19 protein-coding genes and 1 pseudogene are annotated in these 19,033 nt (G+C 73.7%); 8 read left to right on the top strand and 12 right to left on the bottom strand.

Annotated elements, in window-relative coordinates; translation table 11 throughout:
- Positions 1 to 58: 58 nt before the first annotated feature.
- Together rox and ACH4J0_RS00795 are read right to left on the bottom strand one after the other, a co-directional pair.
- Positions 59 to 1,489, bottom strand: coding sequence for a rifampin monooxygenase (gene rox, locus ACH4J0_RS00800; protein WP_396235511.1), 1,431 nt, complete (start codon positions 1,487 to 1,489; stop codon positions 59 to 61).
- A 364-nt stretch (positions 1,490 to 1,853) separates the two neighbouring features.
- A complete protein-coding gene (locus ACH4J0_RS00795; RefSeq protein ID WP_396235510.1) occupies positions 1,854 to 2,537 on the bottom strand; it encodes a TetR/AcrR family transcriptional regulator in 684 nt (227 codons plus the stop codon).
- Between the two features lie 144 nt (positions 2,538 to 2,681).
- On the opposite strand from ACH4J0_RS00795, the gene ACH4J0_RS00790 reads away from it, so the two are divergent.
- Positions 2,682 to 3,167, top strand: coding sequence for a nitroreductase family deazaflavin-dependent oxidoreductase (locus ACH4J0_RS00790; protein ID WP_396235509.1), 486 nt, complete (start codon positions 2,682 to 2,684; stop codon positions 3,165 to 3,167).
- A gap of 63 nt (positions 3,168 to 3,230) precedes the next feature.
- Here the strand turns inward: ACH4J0_RS00790 and ACH4J0_RS00785 are convergent, their stop codons facing one another.
- A complete protein-coding gene (locus tag ACH4J0_RS00785; RefSeq protein ID WP_396235508.1) occupies positions 3,231 to 3,755 on the bottom strand; it encodes a GNAT family N-acetyltransferase in 525 nt (174 codons plus the stop codon).
- Positions 3,756 to 4,188: 433 nt separating this feature from the next.
- Here ACH4J0_RS00785 and ACH4J0_RS00780 point away from each other — a divergent pair, with 433 nt between their 5' ends.
- Positions 4,189 to 4,665 carry a hypothetical protein gene (locus ACH4J0_RS00780; protein WP_396235507.1) on the top strand — a complete coding sequence of 159 codons (477 nt, stop codon included), beginning with the start codon at positions 4,189 to 4,191 and terminating at the stop codon, positions 4,663 to 4,665.
- Between the two features lie 29 nt (positions 4,666 to 4,694).
- Here the strand turns inward: ACH4J0_RS00780 and ACH4J0_RS00775 are convergent, their stop codons facing one another.
- Together ACH4J0_RS00775 and ACH4J0_RS00770 are read right to left on the bottom strand one after the other, a co-directional pair.
- Positions 4,695 to 6,437 carry a penicillin-binding transpeptidase domain-containing protein gene (locus ACH4J0_RS00775; protein ID WP_396235506.1) on the bottom strand — a complete coding sequence of 581 codons (1,743 nt, stop codon included), beginning with the start codon at positions 6,435 to 6,437 and terminating at the stop codon, positions 4,695 to 4,697.
- Positions 6,438 to 6,732: 295 nt separating this feature from the next.
- Positions 6,733 to 7,086 (bottom strand): zinc ribbon domain-containing protein YjdM, encoded by a 354-nt coding sequence (locus ACH4J0_RS00770; protein WP_396235505.1) that lies wholly within the window; start codon positions 7,084 to 7,086, stop codon positions 6,733 to 6,735.
- Positions 7,087 to 7,327: 241 nt separating this feature from the next.
- On the opposite strand from ACH4J0_RS00770, the gene ACH4J0_RS00765 reads away from it, so the two are divergent.
- Both ACH4J0_RS00765 and ACH4J0_RS00760 read left to right on the top strand, forming a co-directional pair.
- Positions 7,328 to 8,569, top strand: a complete 1,242-nt coding sequence (locus ACH4J0_RS00765; protein ID WP_396235504.1) for a styrene monooxygenase/indole monooxygenase family protein — start codon at positions 7,328 to 7,330, stop codon at positions 8,567 to 8,569.
- A gap of 153 nt (positions 8,570 to 8,722) precedes the next feature.
- The gene (locus ACH4J0_RS00760) at positions 8,723 to 9,268 is read left to right on the top strand and encodes a hypothetical protein (protein WP_396235503.1); all 546 of its coding nucleotides are present in this window, start codon (positions 8,723 to 8,725) and stop codon (positions 9,266 to 9,268) included.
- A gap of 86 nt (positions 9,269 to 9,354) precedes the next feature.
- Here the strand turns inward: ACH4J0_RS00760 and ACH4J0_RS00755 are convergent, their stop codons facing one another.
- Both ACH4J0_RS00755 and ACH4J0_RS00750 read right to left on the bottom strand, forming a co-directional pair.
- Positions 9,355 to 10,098 (bottom strand): SOS response-associated peptidase, encoded by a 744-nt coding sequence (locus ACH4J0_RS00755; protein WP_396235502.1) that lies wholly within the window; start codon positions 10,096 to 10,098, stop codon positions 9,355 to 9,357.
- Positions 10,099 to 10,137: 39 nt separating this feature from the next.
- Positions 10,138 to 10,944, bottom strand: coding sequence for an AraC family transcriptional regulator (locus ACH4J0_RS00750; protein ID WP_396235501.1), 807 nt, complete (start codon positions 10,942 to 10,944; stop codon positions 10,138 to 10,140).
- Positions 10,945 to 10,998: 54 nt separating this feature from the next.
- Between ACH4J0_RS00750 and ACH4J0_RS00745 the strand changes: the two genes are divergently transcribed.
- The gene (locus ACH4J0_RS00745; RefSeq protein WP_396235500.1) at positions 10,999 to 12,204 is read left to right on the top strand and encodes an MFS transporter; all 1,206 of its coding nucleotides are present in this window, start codon (positions 10,999 to 11,001) and stop codon (positions 12,202 to 12,204) included.
- Here ACH4J0_RS00745 and ACH4J0_RS00740 read toward each other — a convergent pair.
- The 3 genes from ACH4J0_RS00740 to ACH4J0_RS00730 are packed head-to-tail and all read right to left on the bottom strand — an operon-like array spanning position 12,119 to position 13,983.
- Entirely contained in the window at positions 12,119 to 12,817 is a 699-nt protein-coding gene (locus ACH4J0_RS00740; protein WP_396235499.1) for a rhodanese-like domain-containing protein, read from the bottom strand. The two genes, ACH4J0_RS00745 and ACH4J0_RS00740, sit on opposite strands and share 86 nt — an antisense overlap.
- 60 nt (positions 12,818 to 12,877) lie before the next feature.
- The gene (locus ACH4J0_RS00735) at positions 12,878 to 13,627 is read right to left on the bottom strand and encodes a sulfite exporter TauE/SafE family protein (protein ID WP_396235498.1); all 750 of its coding nucleotides are present in this window, start codon (positions 13,625 to 13,627) and stop codon (positions 12,878 to 12,880) included.
- Positions 13,624 to 13,983 (bottom strand): rhodanese-like domain-containing protein, encoded by a 360-nt coding sequence (locus ACH4J0_RS00730; protein WP_396235497.1) that lies wholly within the window; start codon positions 13,981 to 13,983, stop codon positions 13,624 to 13,626. Before ACH4J0_RS00730 ends, ACH4J0_RS00735 begins: the two co-directional genes overlap by 4 nt.
- Positions 13,984 to 14,541: 558 nt before the next feature.
- Between ACH4J0_RS00730 and ACH4J0_RS00725 the strand changes: the two genes are divergently transcribed.
- Positions 14,542 to 15,915 carry a rhodanese-like domain-containing protein gene (locus ACH4J0_RS00725; RefSeq protein ID WP_396235496.1) on the top strand — a complete coding sequence of 458 codons (1,374 nt, stop codon included), beginning with the start codon at positions 14,542 to 14,544 and terminating at the stop codon, positions 15,913 to 15,915.
- Between the two features lie 267 nt (positions 15,916 to 16,182).
- Here ACH4J0_RS00725 and ACH4J0_RS00720 read toward each other — a convergent pair whose 3' ends face one another.
- Positions 16,183 to 16,476 (bottom strand): DUF1330 domain-containing protein, encoded by a 294-nt coding sequence (locus ACH4J0_RS00720; RefSeq protein WP_396235495.1) that lies wholly within the window; start codon positions 16,474 to 16,476, stop codon positions 16,183 to 16,185.
- A 183-nt stretch (positions 16,477 to 16,659) separates the two neighbouring features.
- Here ACH4J0_RS00720 and ACH4J0_RS00715 point away from each other — a divergent pair, with 183 nt between their 5' ends.
- A complete protein-coding gene (locus ACH4J0_RS00715; protein ID WP_396235494.1) occupies positions 16,660 to 17,736 on the top strand; it encodes a GlxA family transcriptional regulator in 1,077 nt (358 codons plus the stop codon).
- Positions 17,737 to 17,808: 72 nt separating this feature from the next.
- Here the strand turns inward: ACH4J0_RS00715 and ACH4J0_RS00710 are convergent.
- Positions 17,809 to 17,874 (bottom strand): annotated as a pseudogene (locus ACH4J0_RS00710) (hypothetical protein); the annotation flags it as partial.
- Between the two features lie 113 nt (positions 17,875 to 17,987).
- Here ACH4J0_RS00710 and ACH4J0_RS00705 point away from each other — a divergent pair.
- Positions 17,988 to 18,929, top strand: coding sequence for a TIGR01777 family oxidoreductase (locus ACH4J0_RS00705; protein WP_396235493.1), 942 nt, complete (start codon positions 17,988 to 17,990; stop codon positions 18,927 to 18,929).
- Positions 18,930 to 19,033 lie beyond the last annotated feature (104 nt).

Raw genomic sequence — 19,033 nt, 5'->3', positions numbered from 1 at the left:
CCGCCCGGAACGACCGGGCGGGCTCGGCGTTCGGCCGTGCCCGGCCCGGTCGGGCCGATCAGGTGGTTGCGGTGCCGAACCACCGGGCCAACGCGTCGTCCAGGGACCGCTGGTCGTCGCCGACCCAGGCCACGTACCCGTCGGGGCGCAGCAGCACGGCGGGGACGTCCAGCTCCTCCACCGGGTCCACGACCCGGTCGACGCGGTCCGCCCAACCCGTCACCGAGAGGGCGCCTCCCGTCGCGTCGAGCAGCAGCGGCCGGCCGCCGTGCATCCGCTCGTACAGGCGCCCCTGCTTCAGCCGTACGTCCCGCAGGCGGCGGCCGAGCAGTTCGTGGCCCTCGCCGAGGTCGTAGCGGACCCCGAGGCCGAAGACCATCTCGGTGACGTACCGGTTCACCTCCTCGAAGTCCATCAGGGTGGAGAGCAGTTCCCGCAGCGCGACCGCGCCGGGCTCGGAGCCCAACAGGGTCATCTGGGCCCGGGTGTTGGCCAGTACCCGGGCGCCCACCGGGTGACGTTCGGCGTGGTAGCTGTCCAGCAGGTCGGCAGGGGCGTGGCCGTGCACGGCCGCCGCGAGCTTCCAGCCGAGGTTGTACGCGTCCTGGATGCCGATGTTCAGGCCCTGGCCGCCGGTCGGCGGGTGGATGTGCGCGGCGTCGCCGGCCAGGAAGGCCCGGCCGAGCCGGTACTGCTCGGCCTGTCGGGTGGCGTCGCCGAAGCGGGAGAGCCAGCGGGGCGAGTGCGCGCCGAAGTCGGTGCCGGCGGTGGCGCGCAGCTGCTGCCGGAACTCCTCCAGTGTGGGCGCCTCGGCCCGGTCCTCGGCCACGTCCGCGGCGGGCACGACCATGCGGTACGCTCCGTCGCCCCGGGGAACGGCGCCGAAGCGCAGCTCGGTGCGGCGGACCTCGGTGACGACGGCCTCGATCGTCGCCGGGGCCTCGGTCAGCGACAGCTCGCCGAGCAGGGTGTCGACCCGGGACGGCTCGCCGGGGAAGTCGATGCCGAGCTGCCGGCGCACCGTGCTGCGGCCGCCGTCGCAGCCGACCAGGTAGCGCGAGCGTAGCCGGGTGCCGTCCGCCAGCTCGACCGTCACCGCGTCCTCGTCCTGGCTGAGCCCGGTGACTTCCTGGCCGTGCCGGACCTCGGCCCCCAGTTCGAGCGCGTACTCGCGGAGCAGCCGCTCGGTGACCGGCTGCTCGACGGTGAGGCCGTACGGGTGGGCGGTGTCCATGGTCTCCGGCCACGGCTTGTGGATGTGGCCGAAGAAGCCGCCGACCCGGAACTGCCCGCCCACCGCGAGGAACCGGTCCAGCAGTCCGCGCTGGTCCATCATCTCCACGCTGCGCACGTGCAGCCCCTGGCCGCGGGACTCCGCGGTCGGCTCGGTCAGCCGCTCGAGCACCAGCACCCGCACGCCCTGGAGCCGCAGTTCGATCGCCAGCATGAGGCCGGTCGGCCCGCCGCCGACCACGATCACATCGGTCATCGGAAGATCCCCCAGAGAGTTCGAACGAGGCCGGCAACTCGGGACACCGGCGTACGGGCGGTGCGAACCGCGCATTTCGCCAGGTTCCGGCCTCGGGCGACGATTGTGCGCCCTGACGGGGGCCTTGCCGCAAGGCCCCCCGCGCGCGGTACCTTGATAGTGGCGAGGAGTCCCTGATCTCCTCGCCTTCGTCGTCGGCGGGGGCCGTACGCCGCCCGGAGCGTGGCGGGAGGGGGCGGCCGGTCGGGCGGAAGCGGTGCGGGTGCACGCGCCACCGTGGTTGGTGCGGGCGCGCGTCGTCACGGGTCGACGTGTGCCGAAGAAGCGCTCGTGGCCGTGGCCCTTCGGCGGGCCGGCCGGCCGGTCAGAGGCCGAGGGCGTCGGCGGTTTCCTCGGTGGTCCAGGCGAAGAAGTCCGTGGCCGGGTCGAGCGAGCCGACCAGGTGGCCGTGGAGTTCGAAGCCGATCAGGCCGATGAGCTGGATCCACGCGGAGACGGCGCGGGCGAGGGTGTGCGCGGGGAGGTCGGGGGCGAAGGCGGCGGCGAGGCCGGCGAGCTGCTCGGGGAGGGCGCCCTGGAGGGCGGGGCCGGTCGGGGTGGGGCGCAGTGGGGCCGCGCCGAGGATGCCGAGCAGGGCGAGGGGGAGGCGGGCGGCTGCCGCGACCGTGCTCCCGGGTGCGGCGTAGCCCGGGACAGGGGTGCCGTAGATCAGGGCGAACTCGTGCGGGTTGGCGCGGGCCCAGTCGCGGGTGGCCCGCCACACCGCTCGCCAGTGCTCGCGGGCGGAGGCGTCGGCGGCAGCCGCGATGGTCTGCTCGGCGGCTTCGCCGAGTTCGCTGTACGCGTCGATGATCAGCGCGGTCAGCAACTCGTCGCGGCTGGCGAAGTACCGGTAGAGCGCCGAGGAGGCCATGCCCAGCTCGCGGGCGACGGCGCGCAGGGACAGCTGCTGCGCTCCTGAGGAGGCGAGCTGTCGACGGGCTTCCTGCTTGATCTCGCGGGTGAGTTCCTCGCGGGCCCGTTCGCGGGCGGTGCGGATCGCTGGCATGGGGGAAGTCTGCCACGAATCGGATCGGCGCACGCATTCGAGAGCACTGCTCTTGTTTTGCCCGGCGTCGGGTGCCATGCTGAAGGCGTCGTCGAGAGCGGTGCTCTCGGATCGAAGCAGCAGTCATGGAATCGAGGGAATCCGATGTCCCAGCCCGCCCAGGTGCCCGACCCCGCCACCCGCCTGATCGCGCCCACCACCCGCCTCGGCGTCGCCGCCACCGAGCTGCTCAACCGCCTGGTCGCCGCCCTCACCAAGGCCGGCATCAGCCTCTGGGGCTCCCGGGTCCTCGCCGTCCGTGGCCGCAAGAGCGGCGAATGGCGCACCACTCCGGTCAACCTGCTCACCCACGAGGGCGCGCGGTACCTGGTCGCGCCGCGCGGCCACACCCAGTGGGTCCGCAACCTCCGGGTCGCCGGCACCGGCGAACTGCGGGTCGGCCGCCGTGCCGAGAGCTTCCGGGCCGTCGAACTGCCCGACGCGGACAAGCCCGAGGTGCTCCGCGAGTACCTGCGCCGCTGGAAGTGGGAGGTCGGCTACTTCTTCGACGGCCTCGACGCCGACTCGCCGACCGAGGAGCTGCTGCGGATCGCCCCGGGCTTCCCGGTCTTCCGGATCACGCTCGACTGAGCGGGAGCCGCGAGTTGGGAGCCGCGAGTTGGGAGCCGCGAGTTGGGAGCCGGGCGCCGGACGTCAGGCGGTCGGTACCAGGTAGCGGAGCTTGCGGCCGTCCGTGGCGACGAGACGGCCGCCGTTGGCCTCGATCACGCGCCGCGAGGCGGTGTTGGTCCCGTCGCAGGTCAGCAGAGCCCCGCCGACGCCCAGCGCGGCGGCCACCGGCAGGGCGGCGGCCAGCATCGCGGTCGCATGGCCCCGCCGCCGGGCACTCGGGCGCACGTCGTAGCCGATGTGCCCGCCGACCCGCTCCAGCTTCGGGGTCAACCGGTGGCGTATCGCCAACCGGCCGAGCAGTTGGTCGCCCTCGGCCCACCACAGCGTCGTCATCGGCACGCCCGCGTCCCCGCGCATCCCGGCTTCCGTGCGCTCGCCCAGGACACGCGCGACGTAACCGGCGAAGGCGGCAGGGTCCGTCAGGGCGGCCGGTTCGACGTCGGAGACGAACCACGGGACGGGCGCGCCGGGTTCGGCGCGGAACTCGGCCACCGCCGCCAGGAAGGAACTCCGCAGCCGGACCGTCGGGTCGATCAGTTCGGGCATCACGCCATGATGCCCGACCGCCCACGCGGCCGTCACGGCCCGGGCCGAGGCTCCGCGAACGCGGGAGCGGCCGACGGGCGGTCAGGCCGGCTTCGGCACCGTGCCGGCGTTCTCGCGTACCCGGTCGAGCGTGCTGCCCTCGTGCTGTCCCGCGTCCACCGGTCGGCCGTCAGCACGCTGTCGCGGCCGGCTTCGAAGGCCCGGTCCCGGACGGGGGCGCCATGGTCGGGAAGGCGAGCGGGAGTTCGTCCTGGCGCCGGTGGCACCAGGTGCGGGCGAAGCCGGGGGACCGGACGTGGACGGCAGCTTGCGGTCCGCCACCGGCCGTGTGTCGTCCGGGTGGGTTGATGACGAACGAAGATGATGCGACCGACCGCTGGGGCACCGGTGCTGCTAGCGTGGCGCGGAAATCCGCAGCGATGGGAGTACTGGCGTGGCGGGCGGGCATCGGTGGCTGCTGGATGAGACGCCCTGGCCGGAGCAGGCGCGGTTGGGGTACGGCGCGTTGGTGGAGCTGGTCACGCCCGAGCCGCCGGTGCCGGACCCCGGGTGGCTCGGGGACGGGGTGGTCGGTGCCCGGGGCGTGGTGGTCGGCTGCGAGGTCGGGGGCGAGGGCCCGGTGTACGGGGTGGTGACCGAGGACGGCAGCCCGTGGCGGCTGCGGCCGGAGTTCCTGGCCGCGCTCGGCGGCTGCCGGACGGACCTGCCGCCGCGCTACCGCAGCGACCTGCCGGAGGGCACCCGGGTGCGGATCCTGGCCGGCCCGGCCCCGGAGGGCGGGCCGGCCGGGGCCGTCGGGCGGGTCACCGGACTGTGGTGGGAACGCGCGCTGGAGCCGCCGATGGGTTACACCGTCGAGGTGGGCGAGTACACCCACTGCGTGACCCCGGAGCAGGTCGAACTGCTCTGATTCCCCCAGCCTTCCGGGCGCGCGCCGGGTCAGCCCTTGCCGCCCGCCTTCAGGACCTGGGCCGCGGCCACGCCCGCGGCACTGTTGCCGTGGCCGCCGCCCTCGACCTCGGCGGCGACCGCGAGGTCGTTGCGGTAGGCGATGAACCAGCTGTTGGTGGCCTGGCTCGAACCGGCCTCCACGGTGCCGGTCTTGGCGCCGATCTGGCCGCTCAGCCCGGACATCGGGGTTTGGGCGGTGCCCTGGGTCGCGGTCCGGGCCATCATCGAGCGCAGGCCCTGGGCGACGTCGGCGGGCAGTCGGCCGGGGGCAGTCACGCGCTTGGCGTCCTCGCGCAGCACGGGCTGACGGAACGTTCCGCTCTGCACGGTGGCGGCGACCGAGGCCATCAGCAGCGAGTTCACCTGGATCTGGCCCTGACCGATGTACTCGGCGGCCGCCTCGTCCTTGTTCCCCGGCACCGGGATGGTGGCGTCCCGGCTGGGGATGCCGATCCGCCACTGCAGGCCGAGGCCGAACTGGTCGCGGGCGACCGACGCCAGGGTGCCGGGCTGGAGCTTCTCCAGGCCCTTGTCGATGAACCCGGTGTTGCAGGAATGGATGAAGTCGTCGCTGAGGGTGTAGTCGGGATGGCTGCCGGGCTCGTCGTTGTGCCAGGTCCGGGGGGAGTTGGTGGTCTCCTTGCAGGGCGCCGCGGTGTCGGGAGTCACCCCGGCCTCCAGCAGCGCCGCCGAGGTGATCACCTTCATCGTCGAACCGGGCGCCTGCCCGCCGCCGACCGCCCGGTTGAAGCCGCCCTGCGGGGCGTAGGCCATGGCCAGGATGTTTCCGGTGCTCGGCTGGACGGCCACCAGCGAGGCGGGCTTGCCGTCCGCCGACTGCTGCTTCACGGCCTCCTCGGCCACCTGCTGGAGGTCGGCGTCCAGGGTGAGCTTGACCTGCGGCGCGCTCGGCGGCGTCAGCACGAACAGCTGCTCCGTCTCCTGCGGCCCGCCGCCGCCGAGCACCACGGCCTGCCCGGTGACGACCTTCGCCCCGTCGGGCGGGGCGATCTGGGGTAGTACGGACCGCAGCGACGGGAAGGAGTCCAGCGGCTGGCCCTTGCGGTCGACGGGCTTGGACACCGGATCGGGCAGGGCCTTGACGGCGAGCGTCTTGCCCGCGCCGAGCCTGGGGTGGATCACCGTCGGCGCCCAGCGCACCAGGATGCGCCCGTCCCCGGCGCGCACGACGCCCAGCGTGCTGTCGTACTCCCAGACCTCCGTGGTGCCGTCGAACTCCGCCCGCACCCGGTAGCCGACGGCCGGCTCGCTCGGCGTGCCGGAGGCCGCGGCGGCGCCCGTCCCGGTCAGGGTGAGCGCACGGGCGGGCACGCCGTCGTGGAACGAGGCCAGCGCCATCCGGGCGGCTTCCGGGCGGTCCGTCAGACCGGCCGCGGCCGTGAGGTCCCCCCGGCCCCAGGCCGCCAGGAAGTCCTTGGCGACCGCGTCGGCCTCCGCGGCGGTGGGCGGCGTCTGAGGCCCCTTCGACGCCGTGGCGTTCGCCCCGGCCCCGCTGCCGGAGGAGCCGCCGGACACGGCGCTCACCACGTTGTAGGCGCCGTACCCGCCGACGACCACCAGCGCGGTGAACACCCCGCCGACGGCCACCAGCCAGACCCGGCGGGACCGCGGGCGGCGCGGGGCCTCCTCGTGGCCGGTGTGGACGAGGTGGTCGTCGTGGTGCTGCTCCGGGTAGTGCTCCTCGTGGTCGTACTCGTGTTCCTGCTGCACGGTGCTGCGTCCCCCCTGCGTACTCCGGTGTGTGTCGCCCGCTCCCCTCCCGGGGGGCGCCTGCCGTGCGGGCGCCCCCCCCGGCCGTTCGGGCCCGGACAGCCTATGCGGCGGCGGCCCACCGGTCGACAGTGGGGGCTTTGCCGGCGCTTGACCTGCGGAGGGGGCGGTCGGGAGCCGTCCGGCGGGGTTCGGCCCGCGAAGGTCCGGTGGCCGAGGACGCGCGGGAACGCGACGGCGGAGCATGCGGTGGGGACGTCGCCGAACTCCCGGACGCGGGGGAGCCGGCGTCGACTCAGGCCTTCTTTACCACGCTGGACTTGAGCTGCATCGCCCCGAAGCCCTCGATCCGGCAGTCGATGTCGTGGCCGTCCACGCCGTCGACCAGGCGGATGTTGCGGACCTTGGTGCCCGCCTTGATGCCCGAGGCGCTGCCCTTGACCTTGAGGGCCTTGACGACGGTCACGGTGTCGCCGTCGCTCAGCACGTTGCCGACCGAGTCCCTGATCACGCGCTCGCCGGTGCCCGCCTGGGCGTCGACGTCGGCGGGAGCCCACTCGTGGCCGCACTCCGGGCAGACCATCAGGGCGTTCATCTCGTAGGTGTACTCGCTGGAGCACGAGGGGCACGGCGGGAGGGCGTCGCTCATGGGCTCTGGCTGTCCTGTTCTGTCCGGTCGGCACGGGGATCGGCGGCTGGTCAGCCTCTATGAAATTGAAGAATTTTTCAAATCGCCATCCCGGTGCTCCGGCCGTTCCCCGGCTCCCGACCGGCGCGCGCACGCCCTGTCCGCGCCGTGGACGCGGACGCTCCGGCCTGATATCCAGTCCACTGGCGACCGGGCGGAGCGGGCGCCCCAGGCCGGACGGACCACCGAGGAAGCAGGGGCGATGCGCAGGATTCTGATCGTCGGCGCCGGGCAGGCCGGCCTCCAACTGGCCCTCGGGCTGCAGTCCCACGGCTACGACGTCACGCTGCTGACGGACCGTGACGCGCAGGAGGTGCGTGACGGACGGGTGCTGTCCACCCAGTGCATGTTCGACTCCGCGCTGCGCACCGAGCGTGCCCTCGGTCTGGACCTGTGGGCCGATCAGGCGCCTCGGATCGAGGGCGTCGGGGTGTCGGTCAGCGGGCCGGAGTCGGTCCGGGTGATCGACTGGGTCGGGCGGCTGGACGCCTACGCCCAGTCCGTCGACCAGCGGCTGAAGATGTCCACCTGGCTGGATGCCTTCGCCGCGCGCGGCGGCCGGGTGGAACTGCGTCGGGTGAGCGCCGCCGACCTGGAACACCTCGCCGGTTCGTACGACCTGGTGCTGGTCGCCTCCGGCAAGGGCAAGCTGGCCTCGCTGTTCGAACGCGACGAGGAGCGCTCCCCGTACCTGCGGCCGCAGCGCGCCCTGGCCGTGTGCTACGTGCACGGGCTCGCGCCGCGCCCCGAGCACGACTTCCCCGCGGTGCGCTGCAACCTGGTGCCCGGCACCGGCGAGTTCTTCACGATGCCGGCCCTGACGGCGGACGGGCCGTGCGACATCCTGCTCTGGGAGGCCCAGCCGGGCGGTCCGGCGGACGCCTTCGACGGGATCCGCGACCCGGCCGAACACCTCCGGATGATGCTGGAGTTGATGAAGGCCTTCACGCCCTGGGAGTACGACCGCACCCGGTCCGGCGTCCAGCTCACCGACGCCGGCGCCACCCTGGCCGGCCGCTTCACCCCGATGGTCCGCCGACCGGTCGGTGAACTGCCCGGCGGCGAGGCGGTGTTGGGCGTCGCCGACGTGGTCGTCACCAACGACCCGATCACGGGCCAGGGTGCCAACAGCGCGGCCAAGTGCGCCGCCCTGTACCTGGAGGCGATCCTCGCGCACGGTGACAAGCCCTTCGACCGGGACTTCCAGCAGTCCGCCTTCGACCGCTTCTGGGCGGACACCGCCCGACCCGTCACCACCTGGACGAACGCGATGCTCGCCCCTGCGCCCCCGCACGCGGTGGAGCTGTTCGGCGCGGCCGGTCGACTCCCGGCCGTGGCCGACCGGTTCGCCAACGCCTTCGACGACCCGGCGGATGTGGAGGAGTGGCTCCTCGACCCGGAGAAGGCGGCCGCCTACCTGGCCTCGGTGGTACCGCGGGGCTGAGCGGCACCGCGGGGCTGAGCGTCGGACGCGTCACGGTGGGGTCAAGGTCTCGCCAAGTTTCGCGCAGAGGCGTCCTGATCATGGTGGGTTCGTGTCAACCCCGGCCCGTCGGGGGATGGTTGGGCACAGAACGCGGACATCAGGAGACATGTGGTGGCGGTCGACGGCAGCAACATGGCGCACGCTGTGATCGAGACGGCGGTGAAGGAACGCACGCGTCTGCACACCGGCCGCAGCCGGACGACGGCGATCGTGGTGCTGGTCCTCCTGGCCGGCCTCGGCCTGTTCCTGGCGCTGGTGGTCGGCAAGACCGACCCGACCAGCGCCCCGACCTGCGACGGGAAGACCATGACCCGGAGCGACGAGTGCCGGATCTGGTCCAACCGCGGCGGCGGGGGCACCTTCGGCTACCAGGAGATGATCGACCGCCGGGAGTCCGGCAAGGGCGTGTGGCAGGTGGTGGGCTTCGTCGCCACCGGCCTGTCCGTCGTCCTGATGGGGGTGGCGGCCACCAAGCTCAACCCCGCCCGCCCCTGGGGCAAGCCGGTCACCGCCGTCTGTCCGCGCTGCCACCAGCCCACCCTGCGGGAGAAGCTCACGGTCCACACCATCTCCCGGGGACGGACCAACTACCGCTACAGCGGCATCGTCACGCTCTGCACCCCGGTCTGCGGCTTCAGCGCGGTGCGCCAGCGCTGACGCGGGCGTGGAGGGACCGGGACCGGGCGCCGCAGCCGCAAGGACCCGGTCCCGACCGCGTACCGCAGCTTGCCCCGGGCCCGGGATCAGTCGGCGAGCCCCAGCGGGTCCGGGGCGGTGCCGAGCAGCTCGGGGCCGTTGTTGCGCACGCTGTTGACGGTGGGTGGGACGGCGCGGACCCGCAGGGCGCCGTCGGCGGGGCGGCGCAGCAGGTGGTGGAGTCCGGCCGGGTCGGTGTGGCCGGGCGAGAGCCAGGTGGGGAGGTCGTCGGGGGCGATGGTGAGCGGCATCCGGTCGTGGACGCGCCCGGCGGAGTCGGTGGCGTCGGTGGTGATGACGGTGGCGGTGGCGAGCCAGGCGAGCGGGTCGTCCTCGGGGCGGGTGGGGTCGCGCCAGAACTCGTACAGGCCGGCCATCAGCATCACGCCGCCGGTGCTGAGGAAGTACGGCTGCTTGTACTTCTTGCGGTCGTCGGTGGCGGGCACCTCGCGCCACTCGTAGTAGCCGTCGGCGGGGATGACGCAGCGGCGGGCGGCGAAGGCCTTGCGGAAGGCGGGCTTGGTGTCGACGGTCTCCGAGCGGGCGTTGATCATCCGGGCGCCGCCGGACGGGTCCTTGGACCAGGACGGGACGAGGCCCCAGCGCAGCGGACGCAGGTGGCGCAGCACCTCGCCGGTGTCCCGGTCGACGCGTTCCAGGACGGCCGGGACCGGGTCGGTGGGGGCGACGTTCCAGCTCGGCGCGAGGGTCTCGGCCGGGTCCCACCGGAGCTCTCCGAGCAGCGGGACGAGGTCCTGGGGAGTGGTGGTGGAGACGAAGCGGCCGCACATGCCCCCCAGCCTGCCACCCGGCACGGACAACCGGGGCCTTCAGCGCGCCGGGTGGCCGTCCGGGGGCTGAGTGCCGCCGTCCGGGGAACGGCTGTCGCCGTCCGGGGCGGGGCCGGTGCGGCCCGGGGTGTGGCCGAAGGCGCGGCGGAAGACGTCGATGAAGGCGCTGGCGGAGGACCAGCCGCAGCGGTGGGCGACGGCGGTGACCGGCTGCCCCTCGGCGAGCAGCACCAGGGCGTGGTGCAGCCGCAGCTGGGTGCGCCACTGGGGGAAGGTCATGCCGAGGTCGGCGCGGAAGAGCCGGGAGAGCGTCCGGTCGCTGGCGCCGACGGCCCGGCCGAGTTCGGCGAGGGTCCGGCGGTCGGCCGGGTCGGCGTGGAGCAGTGCGCACAGGGCCCGGAGCAGCGGGCTGCCGGGCATGGGCAGGTGAAGCGGCTGCCGGGGCGAGGCGCGCAGCTGGTCGAGCAGGACGGCGCGCAGCCGGGTGCGTTCGGGGCTGTCCTCCTCCGGGGCGCGGGTGTAGGCGACGATCAGTTCGCGCAGCAGGGGGCCGACGGTGAGGACGGTGGGCCGGTCGAGGCCGAGCGGGTTCTCGTTGGCGGGCAGGCCGACGAAGTGCAGTTCGAGCTCGCCGTGGGCCTGGTGGGCGTGCACGGTGCCGGCAGGGATCCAGAGCGCCCGGTTGCCCGGGGCGACCCAGGAGCCGGCGTCGGTGGTGACGGCGACCACGCCCCGGGCGGCGTAGGCGATCTGGTGGTCGTCGTGGCGGTGGGCGTCGATCCCGGCGCCGGGGGCGAGCAGCTGGGCCCGGGTCGGGGCGACGGGGTCGTGGCGAATTCGCGGCATCAACTGGCAGATTATCGGAAGTCCGACAGCGCGGGTACGCCCGAGCATGGCCGCATGGCAACCCGAACGACGAAACGACCGTCACAGAAGAGCTCGATCGCCCTGCTGTCCGTCGGGCATTCCTGCGTGGACGTCTACCAGGGCGCGGTGGCGGCCCTGGTGCCCTTCCTGGTGGCCGAGCGCGGTTACGGCTACGCAGCCGTATCGGGTGTGGTGCTGGCCGCCTCGCTGCTGTCCTCGGTGGCCCAGCCGCTGTTCGGAGCGCTGACCGACCGGTGGCCGCTGCCCTGGCTGTTGCCGGTCAGCACGCTGCTGGGCGGCGTGGGCATCGCGCTCAGCGGGCTGGGCGACTCGTACGGGCTGACGCTCGTCTCGGTGGCGCTGTCCGGTGTCGGGGTGGCGGCGTACCACCCGGAGTCCGCGCGGGTGGTGAGGGCCGTCGCGCAGGGGGCCGGGCACCGGGGGATGGCCTGGTTCTCGCTGGGCGGCAACCTGGGCTTCGCGGCGGCGCCGCTGCTGGTGGCGGCCGTGGTCGGCCTCGGCGGTCTGCGGCTCACCCCGCTGCTGGTGCTGCCTGCCCTCGCGGGCGCCGCGCTGTGCCTGCCGGTGCTGCGCGAGCTGGCCCGTCGTCGGGCGGCCGGGTCCACCGCGGTGGGCCGGGCCGGGCGGGACGACCGGGCGTCCTTCGTGAAGCTGTCGCTGGCCGTGGTGTGCCGCTCGATCGTCTTCACCGGCCTGAGCACCTTCCTGTCCCTGTTCGCCACCCAACGCCTGGGCGGCGGTACGGCGACGGGCACCGCGGCGCTGGTGGTGCTGTACGCGGGCGGCGCGGTGGGTTCGCTGCTGGGCGGGGCGCTGGCCGAGCGGTGGGGGCGGGTCGCGGTGGCGCGCTTGTCGTACCTGGTCGCGGCGGTGGCCGTGGCGGGGGTGCTGGTGGTGCCGGGCCCGGCGCTGTACGTGTGCGTGGCGCTGACCTCGGCGGGCCTGTACGTGCCCTTCTCGCTCCAGGTCACGCTGGGGCAGGACTACCTGCCGTCGCGGATCGGCACGGCGAGCGGGATCACCCTCGGGCTGACGGTCAGCGTCGGCGGTCTGGCCAGCCCGCTGATCGGCGGGCTCGCGGACGCGACCTCGCTGCGGACGGCGCTGCTGCCACTGGCGGCGATGCCGCTGCTCAGCTGGGCGCTGTTCCGCAGCCTGCCGGAGCCCGCGGCGCCCGGGGCGGAGCGGGAGACGGAGGCGCTGACGGCTCGGGCGTAGTGCGGTGGGAAGGCCCCTGGGAACCGCCAGGGGCGGGCAGGGGCCTTCCCGGCTCGGTGCGCCTCTCAGCGAGCGAGCGCGTCGGCGCGCCCGGGCGGCGGCGGTTGTACGGGAGCTCGGCCAGCAGCGCGCCCATCGCACAGCTGTCGGTCAGCGCCGAGAACGCCAGCCCGCCGCCGACCGCGGCCGACACCCAGCGGGCACCCGACCGGGCCGGGTCGGCGAGCAGGCCGAGCAGGACGATCGACCCGGCCACGAGGCGGATCTGCCGGTCCGTCGCCCACACCGGGCGGGCGCCGGCCACCCGGTCCACGGCGTGCCCGGCGCTCACCCAGGCGTTGGTGCCGCCGGTGACGACGAGGGCGGTGATCCCGGCGTCGGCGAGCTGGTCGCAGGCGTTCCGGGCGCGCTGTCCGGAGGCGCAGACGACGGCGAGTTCGTTCTTCCCGGCGGCGGCGCGCAGGGCGGGCAGGGCGCGGTCGAGCCGGTCGAGCGGGACGTTCAGGGCGCCAGGGATGTGACCGCCGGCGTACTCGCCGGGGGAGCGGACGTCGATCAGGGTGAGCCGGCCGAGGCGCGGCTTGAGCTGCTCGACGGTGAGGGGCGTGGTCATGGCGAAGCGTGGTCCTTTCCGGATGGGGGGAGCGGTACGGCCGGGGCGGGTGGGTCGCTGTCAGCTCAGGGTGGTGACCAGCATCAGGGCGGCGACGCCGAGCAGGGCGATCGCGAAGGCCCGTCGCAGGGTGCGGCCGCTGAGTTTGTCGGCGAGCCGCTTGCCGTCCCAGGCGCCGAGGATCGCGGCGCCGGTGAAGGGCGCGGCCACGGACCAGTCGATCGAGCCGGTCGCGCCGAGGCGGGGCAGCAGGGCGGCGAGGGAGTTGGCGGTGATGACCAGCAGGCTGGTGCCGACCGCCTCGGCCATGGTGAAGGCGAGCACCGAGACCAGGGCCGGTACGGCGAGGAAGCCGCCGCCGACCCCGAGCAGTCCGGTGACGGCGCCGAGTCCGGCGCCCGCCGCGGCCGAGCGGCCCGGTCCCGCGGCGGAACGTTCCTGCTGCTCCGCCTTCGGCGGCACCAGCATCCGCCAGGCGGCCAGCGCCGCCAGCAGCGCGAAGGAGCCGGTCAACAGGGCGCCCGGCAGACGGGCCGAGAGCGCCCCCGCGGCCGCGGCGGCGGGTAGTCCGGCGGCGGCGAACAGCGCTCCAGTGCGCCAGCGCACCCGGCCGGCCCGGGCGTGGGCGAGCAGGCCGGTCAGCGAGGTCGCGGCGACGATCACCAGGCTCGCCGTGGTGGCCAGCGCCGGGGAGAAGCCGAGCAGGTAGACCAGGGCGGGTACGGCGAGCATGCTGCCGCCGCCACCGAGTCCGCCGAGGGCCAGCCCGACCACCGCTCCCGCGGCGAGCGCCAGGAGCAGTGTGGTCATATCAGGTGTCCGGTGCCGCCGTCGGGCGTGGTGATCGGCAGGCCGGCCTGCGCCCAGCCGCCCATGCCCCCGGTGACGTTCAGCACCTCGACGCCGCGCGCGGCGAGCAGTTCGGCCGCGCGCCGGGAGCGGTTGCCGGAACGGCAGATCGCGAGCACCGTGCGGCCGGTTGCCACGGGCGGCAGCTCGACCCCGGCGGCCAGGGCGATCAGGGGCAGGTGCAGGGCTCCGGGGGCGTGTCCGGCACTGAACTCGGCGGCCTCGCGGACGTCGAGCAGCACGGCCGTGCCGGCGCGGGCCAGCTCCCGGGCCCGGGCGGGGGAGGTCTGTCCGGGGGCGGACGGCGGCTGGGGCATGGGTTCTCTCCAGTGATGCGGGCGGGACCGCAGTGGTCCGGCGCGTAGGGGGTGGCGCATCGGTGGACGCCGCCCCGTCGTAGGGGCGTTGGCGGTGGCGCGGGTCTTGCCTCGGCCCTGCCGGTGCCCGGTCGGTGCCGGGTCCGGCGGCGGCCGGCTCCCCTTCGATGCCCACCATAGTACCCCCGGGGGTATTATCGAAATCGTTCGTTGATACCCCCGCCCGTATCGGACCGGGCGGGCGGCCGTGTACTGGCATGCATTTCGGCTCCGGGCATCGAAGGGATCGCGACCGCGCTGCGGCGCCCGGCGCCACCCAGGAGGTTCCCGTGTACTTCGCCCGTGAGCCCTGCGCTGCAGTGAGGGGGCCGCCCGCGCGGGGGCGGCCCCCTCGGGAGGAGGGAGCCTCCAGCAGGCCCGTGTACCGGCATCGGCGGCAGCGTGATCGCTCGGCGGCAGCCGTATCCGAGCAGTTGCGTCCGTCGACAGACTGAATACCCCAGCGGGTATGTTTGAGTATGTATGGCCAGCTTGTCGGGCCCCAACCAGGAGAACTCCATGATCTTCAGTCAGTACTACCTCGACTGCCTCTCCCAGGCGTCCTACCTCATCGCCGATGAGACCAGCGGCCAGGCAGTGATCGTCGATCCGCGCCGGGACGTCGACGAGTACCTCGCCGACGCCCAGGAACGCGGCCTGACCGTCGTCGGCGTCATCAACACCCACTTCCACGCCGACTTCCTGGCCGGCCACCTCGAACTGGCCGCCCGCACCGGTGCCTGGATCGGGTACGGACGCAGGGCCGAGACGGAGTACTCGATCCGCAAGCTCGCCGACGGTGAGCGGATCGAACTCGGCGACGTCACCCTGCAGATCACGGAGACCCCCGGTCACACCCCCGAGTCGATCAGCATCCTGGTCTTCGAACAGCCCGACGACACCGTCCCGTACGGCGTGCTCACCGGCGACGCGCTGTTCATCGGCGACGTCGGCCGCCCCGACCTGCTCGCCTCGACCGGCGTCACCGCCGAGGAACTCGGGGCCATGCTCTACGACAGTGTCCACCGCAAGCTGATGGCCCTGCCCGACGAGACCCTGGTCTTCCCCGCCCACGGCGCCGGCTCGGCCTGCGGCAAGAACCTCTCCACCGACCGCCAGTCCACCATCGGCCGGGAACGCGCCACCAACTACGCCTGCGCGCCGATGGACGAGGCCACCTTCGTCGCCCTGGTCACGGACGGCCAGCCCACCGCCCCCGGCTACTTCGGCTACGACGCCGACCTCAACCGCCGTGAGCGCGAACTCTTCGACCCGGCCGCCGTCCGCGCCCTGGCCGCCGACGACTTCCTGGCGCGCCGCGCGGAGGGCGCCCTGGTGGTGGACGGCCGCGACCCGGCCGCCTTCGCCGCCGGACACCTCACCGGCGCGCTCAACGTCCCCGCCGACGGCCGCTTCGCCGAACAGTCCGGCACCGTGCTCGCGCCGGAGAGCGAGCTGCTGGTGATCGCCCCGGAGGGGCGCGGCGCGGAACTCGTCACCCGCCTGGCCCGGATCGGCTTCGACCGGGTGGCCGGCTACCTCGCCGACCCGGAGGAGGTCTTCCTGGCCCACCCCGAGCTGACGCGCCAGGGTGCCCGCCTCACCGTGCACACCCTGCGTGAGGAACTCGCCGGCCAGCAGCCCCCGTTGGTCGTCGACGTCCGCGGCGCCGCCGAGCGCGAGGCCGGCGCCATTCCCGGCTCGCTCCACCTCCCGCTCGCCGAACTCCCGACCCGGCACGGCGAACTGCCCACCGACCGCCGCGTCGTCCTGCACTGCGCCGGCGGAAGCCGGTCCTCGATCGCCGCCAGCCTGCTGCGCCACCACGGGCACCGGCACGCCTACGACCTCATCGGCGGTTACGGCGCCTGGGAGGCCACCCCGACGGCGTGACCGCACCTGACCGTCCCCGGGCCGCGGGAGTTCCTGAGGGCTGCCCCTGCCACCAACCGCTCCCACTGGTGCGTGGCGGTCAGCAGCCCCGTGGACAGCACCCAGCCGAGGAACTGGATATCCGGGGTGGCGCCCTCGGCGTGGACCTGCGCCGGAACGGGGCAGTGGAGCGACACCGTCCAGCCGGCCCGGACCCCGTCCCGTGAGTCGTTGTCGAGCAACGGGTGTGTCAGGTGACGGGTGCTCAGCGATAGCTGGGCCCGCCGGTCAGTCGATGCCTTCGATGATGCGGAAGTCGCGCTCGAAGCCGTCGGGGAGGGCCACCAGTGCCCTCTGGTATGCCTCGCTCTCGTATGCCGCGACCGCCTGTTCAAAGCCGTCGAACTCGATCAGAACGACGCGTTGCGTGATTCCGGCCTCGTGGGCGACGACTTGACCGCCACGGGACAGGAGACGCCCGCCCGCAGCCCGGACAGCCGGACCCGCCAGTTCGTTGTAGGCGGTCAGCCTCTCAGGGTCGGAAATGGTGGGGTAGACACTGACCCAGTAGCCCTTGGCCACGGAAAACCTCCTGTGTTCGACCGGACACGTCCGACATCGAATTGACACTCGGATTGCTCGATCCCGACGGCGACCCGGGGGGTCGAGGTCCTCAAAGGCCTCCGTCGAGGTCATGCCTCGATCCTTGCCGTTCGAGCCGGCCTCGGCCATGGCGAAAAGGTCAGCCTCCGATACATTCTCGCCATGCCCATCCACCGTGCCGCCCCCGGTACTCCCGGCGCCCGCGACCTGGCCGGGCGCACCGCCGAACAGGATCGGGCGATGCGCCCGGAGCCGCGGCCTGGCGCCCACAAGGTGGTCGTCCTCGTACTCGACGGGATCTACCCCTTCGAACTCGGCATACCCCAACATGTCCTGGGCTCCGCCGGTGGCCGCTACGAGGTGGTGACCGCGGGCGTGGACGGGAAGCCCGTGCGCACCGTCTCGGACCTGACCGTCACCCCCGGGCACGGCTTCGAGGTGCTGGCCGAGGCGGACACCGTGATCATCCCTGGGTACGCGATCACCCGGGCCTCGGCCGCCGTCGCGGACTCGAAGGCGCTGGACGCGCTTTCCAGTGTCCGGCCCGGCACCCGTCTGGTGTCGATCTGCAGCGGTGCCTTCCTGCTGGCCGGCACCGGTCTCCTCGATGGGCGCCGGGCCACCACCCACTGGGCGCTCAGCGACCACTTCCGGGAACTGTTCCCCCGGGTCGAGCTCGACACCGGCGTTCTTTTCGTCGACCACGGTGACGTGTTGACCTCGGCGGGGGCGGCCAGCGGCTTCGACGTCTGCCTGCACCTGCTGCGCCAGGACCACGGCACCGAGGTCGCCAACCAGGTCGCCCGCCACTGCGTCATGCCGCCGTACCGGGACGGCGGGCAGGCACAGTACATCGAGCGGCCACTGCCGCCTACTGGCGCAACCGGCACCGGGCCGACCCGCGACTGGGCCTTGCGGCGGCTCGAACTACCGCTGTCGCTGGATGAGTTGGCCGCGCACGCGGCGATGAGCACCCGTACCTTCGCTCGGCGCTTCAAGGAGGAGACCGGTCTGAGCCCCGGCCGCTGGCTGACCTCGCAGCGGGTGCGGCGGGCCCGGCACCTGCTGGAGTCCAGCGATCTGCCGGTGGAACGCGTCGCCCACGAGGTCGGATTCGCCACCGCCACCTCGCTGCGGCGGCACCTCGCGGCGGAGGCCGGAGTCGCCCCGTCGGCGTACCGTCGCACCTTCCGTGCCCCGGATCCGGCCGACGGCGGTGCGGGCTCCGTTCCCGCCTAGCCACGACGCACCGTACACGGTGGCCGGCACGTCACCCTCGTACAAGTCGCCTTCCGCCAGTGGGTCGACCCGGGGGATCCCCACCGCCAGGGGCAGGAGATGGGCAAGGCCCACGTCTTGCCTGATCAGCAACCTCATGTCCCCGCCCGGTCCAGGTCGTTGCTTCGCCGCTGTGTCCAGCGGGGGCGCCACTGAATTGAACGTGTTCAATTATCGCGCTAGGCTCGCTGCCGGAGATGAGGGGGGAACTCATGAAGATCGTCATCCCCGGCGGCACCGGCGCGCTCGGGACCCTGCTCGACCGCAGCCTGACGGCCGCCGGCCACCAGGTCGTGGTGCTGAGCCGACGGCCCAACGGGCCCCGGCAGGTCGGCTGGGACGGCCGCAGCCCGGGTGCCTGGACGGCGGAGATCGACGGCAGCGACGCCGTCGTCAACCTGGCCGGACGCAGCGTCAACTGCCGCTACACCGAGGACAACCAGCGGGAGATGATGGACTCCCGGGTGCACTCCACCCGGGCCGTCGGCCGGGCGGTCGCCGCCGCCCGCAGGCCGCCCGCCGTCTGGCTGCAGATGAGCACCGCGACCGTCTACGCCCACCGCCACGACGCGCCCAACGACGAGCTGACCGGCCGGATCGGCGGCGGCGAGCCCGGTGCCCCGGCCTCCTGGCGGTACAGCATCGACATCGCCCGGGCCTGGGAGGACGCCCAGGCGCAGGCCGACACCCCGCACACCCGCCGCCTCGCGCTGCGCACCGCCGTCGTCCTCGGCCCCGAGCGCGGGGGAGCCTTCGACTCGCTGTCCTGGCTGGCCCGGCTCGGCGTCGGCGGGCCGATCGCGGGTGGCGGGCAGTACGTGTCCTGGATCCACGACCGGGACTTCGCCCGCGCCGTCGAGTTCCTGATCGAGCACGAGGAGCTCAGCGGCCCGGTCAACCTCGCCGCCCCGAACCCGCTGCCCCAGCGCGAGTTCATGCGTGAACTGCGCGCGGGCTGGGGCATGCCACTGGCGCTGCCCGCGGCCCGCTGGATGGCGGAACTCGGCGCGTTCGCGCTGCGCTCGGAGAGCGAACTGCTGCTGAAGAGCCGCCGCGTCGTGCCCACCCGGCTGCTGGAGGCGGGCTTCGCCTTCGCGTACCCGGACTGGCCGCAGGCCGCCCGCAACCTGATCCGGCGGCTGCGCGGGCGCTGAGCGCCGTCACGGGGCTGTCACAGCTTCGCCGTGGCGGTTGCCCCCGGCGGGTGCCGGTCGGGAGCGTGGGGGTGTCGAAGGGGGGCGGAACGTGGTGCGGCTGG

Origin of the sequence: Kitasatospora sp. NPDC017646 (assembly GCF_044329365.1) — a bacterium.
GTDB lineage: Bacteria > Actinomycetota > Actinomycetes > Streptomycetales > Streptomycetaceae > Kitasatospora.
The sequence above is the reverse complement of the archived record's forward strand: the minus strand, read 5'-3'. Positions and strand labels throughout refer to the sequence as shown.

Bases quoted from the DNA above. Each gene is read 5' to 3' on its own strand.
- ACH4J0_RS00725 (WP_396235496.1), top strand. From the start codon at position 14,542: ATGATCTTCAGTCAGTACTACCTCGACTGCCTCTCCCAGGCGTCCTAC.
- ACH4J0_RS00715 (WP_396235494.1), top strand. From the start codon at position 16,660: ATGCCCATCCACCGTGCCGCCCCCGGTACTCCCGGCGCCCGCGACCTG.
- rox (WP_396235511.1), bottom strand. From the start codon at position 1,489: ATGACCGATGTGATCGTGGTCGGCGGCGGGCCGACCGGCCTCATGCTG.
- ACH4J0_RS00735 (WP_396235498.1), bottom strand. From the start codon at position 13,627: ATGACCACACTGCTCCTGGCGCTCGCCGCGGGAGCGGTGGTCGGGCTG.
- ACH4J0_RS00785 (WP_396235508.1), bottom strand. From the start codon at position 3,755: ATGCCCGAACTGATCGACCCGACGGTCCGGCTGCGGAGTTCCTTCCTG.
- ACH4J0_RS00740 (WP_396235499.1), bottom strand. From the start codon at position 12,817: ATGACCACGCCCCTCACCGTCGAGCAGCTCAAGCCGCGCCTCGGCCGG.
- ACH4J0_RS00755 (WP_396235502.1), bottom strand. From the start codon at position 10,098: ATGTGCGGCCGCTTCGTCTCCACCACCACTCCCCAGGACCTCGTCCCG.
- ACH4J0_RS00790 (WP_396235509.1), top strand. From the start codon at position 2,682: ATGTCCCAGCCCGCCCAGGTGCCCGACCCCGCCACCCGCCTGATCGCG.
- ACH4J0_RS00705 (WP_396235493.1), top strand. From the start codon at position 17,988: ATGAAGATCGTCATCCCCGGCGGCACCGGCGCGCTCGGGACCCTGCTC.
- ACH4J0_RS00795 (WP_396235510.1), bottom strand. From the start codon at position 2,537: ATGCCAGCGATCCGCACCGCCCGCGAACGGGCCCGCGAGGAACTCACC.
- ACH4J0_RS00750 (WP_396235501.1), bottom strand. From the start codon at position 10,944: ATGCCGCGAATTCGCCACGACCCCGTCGCCCCGACCCGGGCCCAGCTG.
- ACH4J0_RS00745 (WP_396235500.1), top strand. From the start codon at position 10,999: ATGGCAACCCGAACGACGAAACGACCGTCACAGAAGAGCTCGATCGCC.
- ACH4J0_RS00730 (WP_396235497.1), bottom strand. From the start codon at position 13,983: ATGCCCCAGCCGCCGTCCGCCCCCGGACAGACCTCCCCCGCCCGGGCC.
- ACH4J0_RS00770 (WP_396235505.1), bottom strand. From the start codon at position 7,086: ATGAGCGACGCCCTCCCGCCGTGCCCCTCGTGCTCCAGCGAGTACACC.
- ACH4J0_RS00765 (WP_396235504.1), top strand. From the start codon at position 7,328: ATGCGCAGGATTCTGATCGTCGGCGCCGGGCAGGCCGGCCTCCAACTG.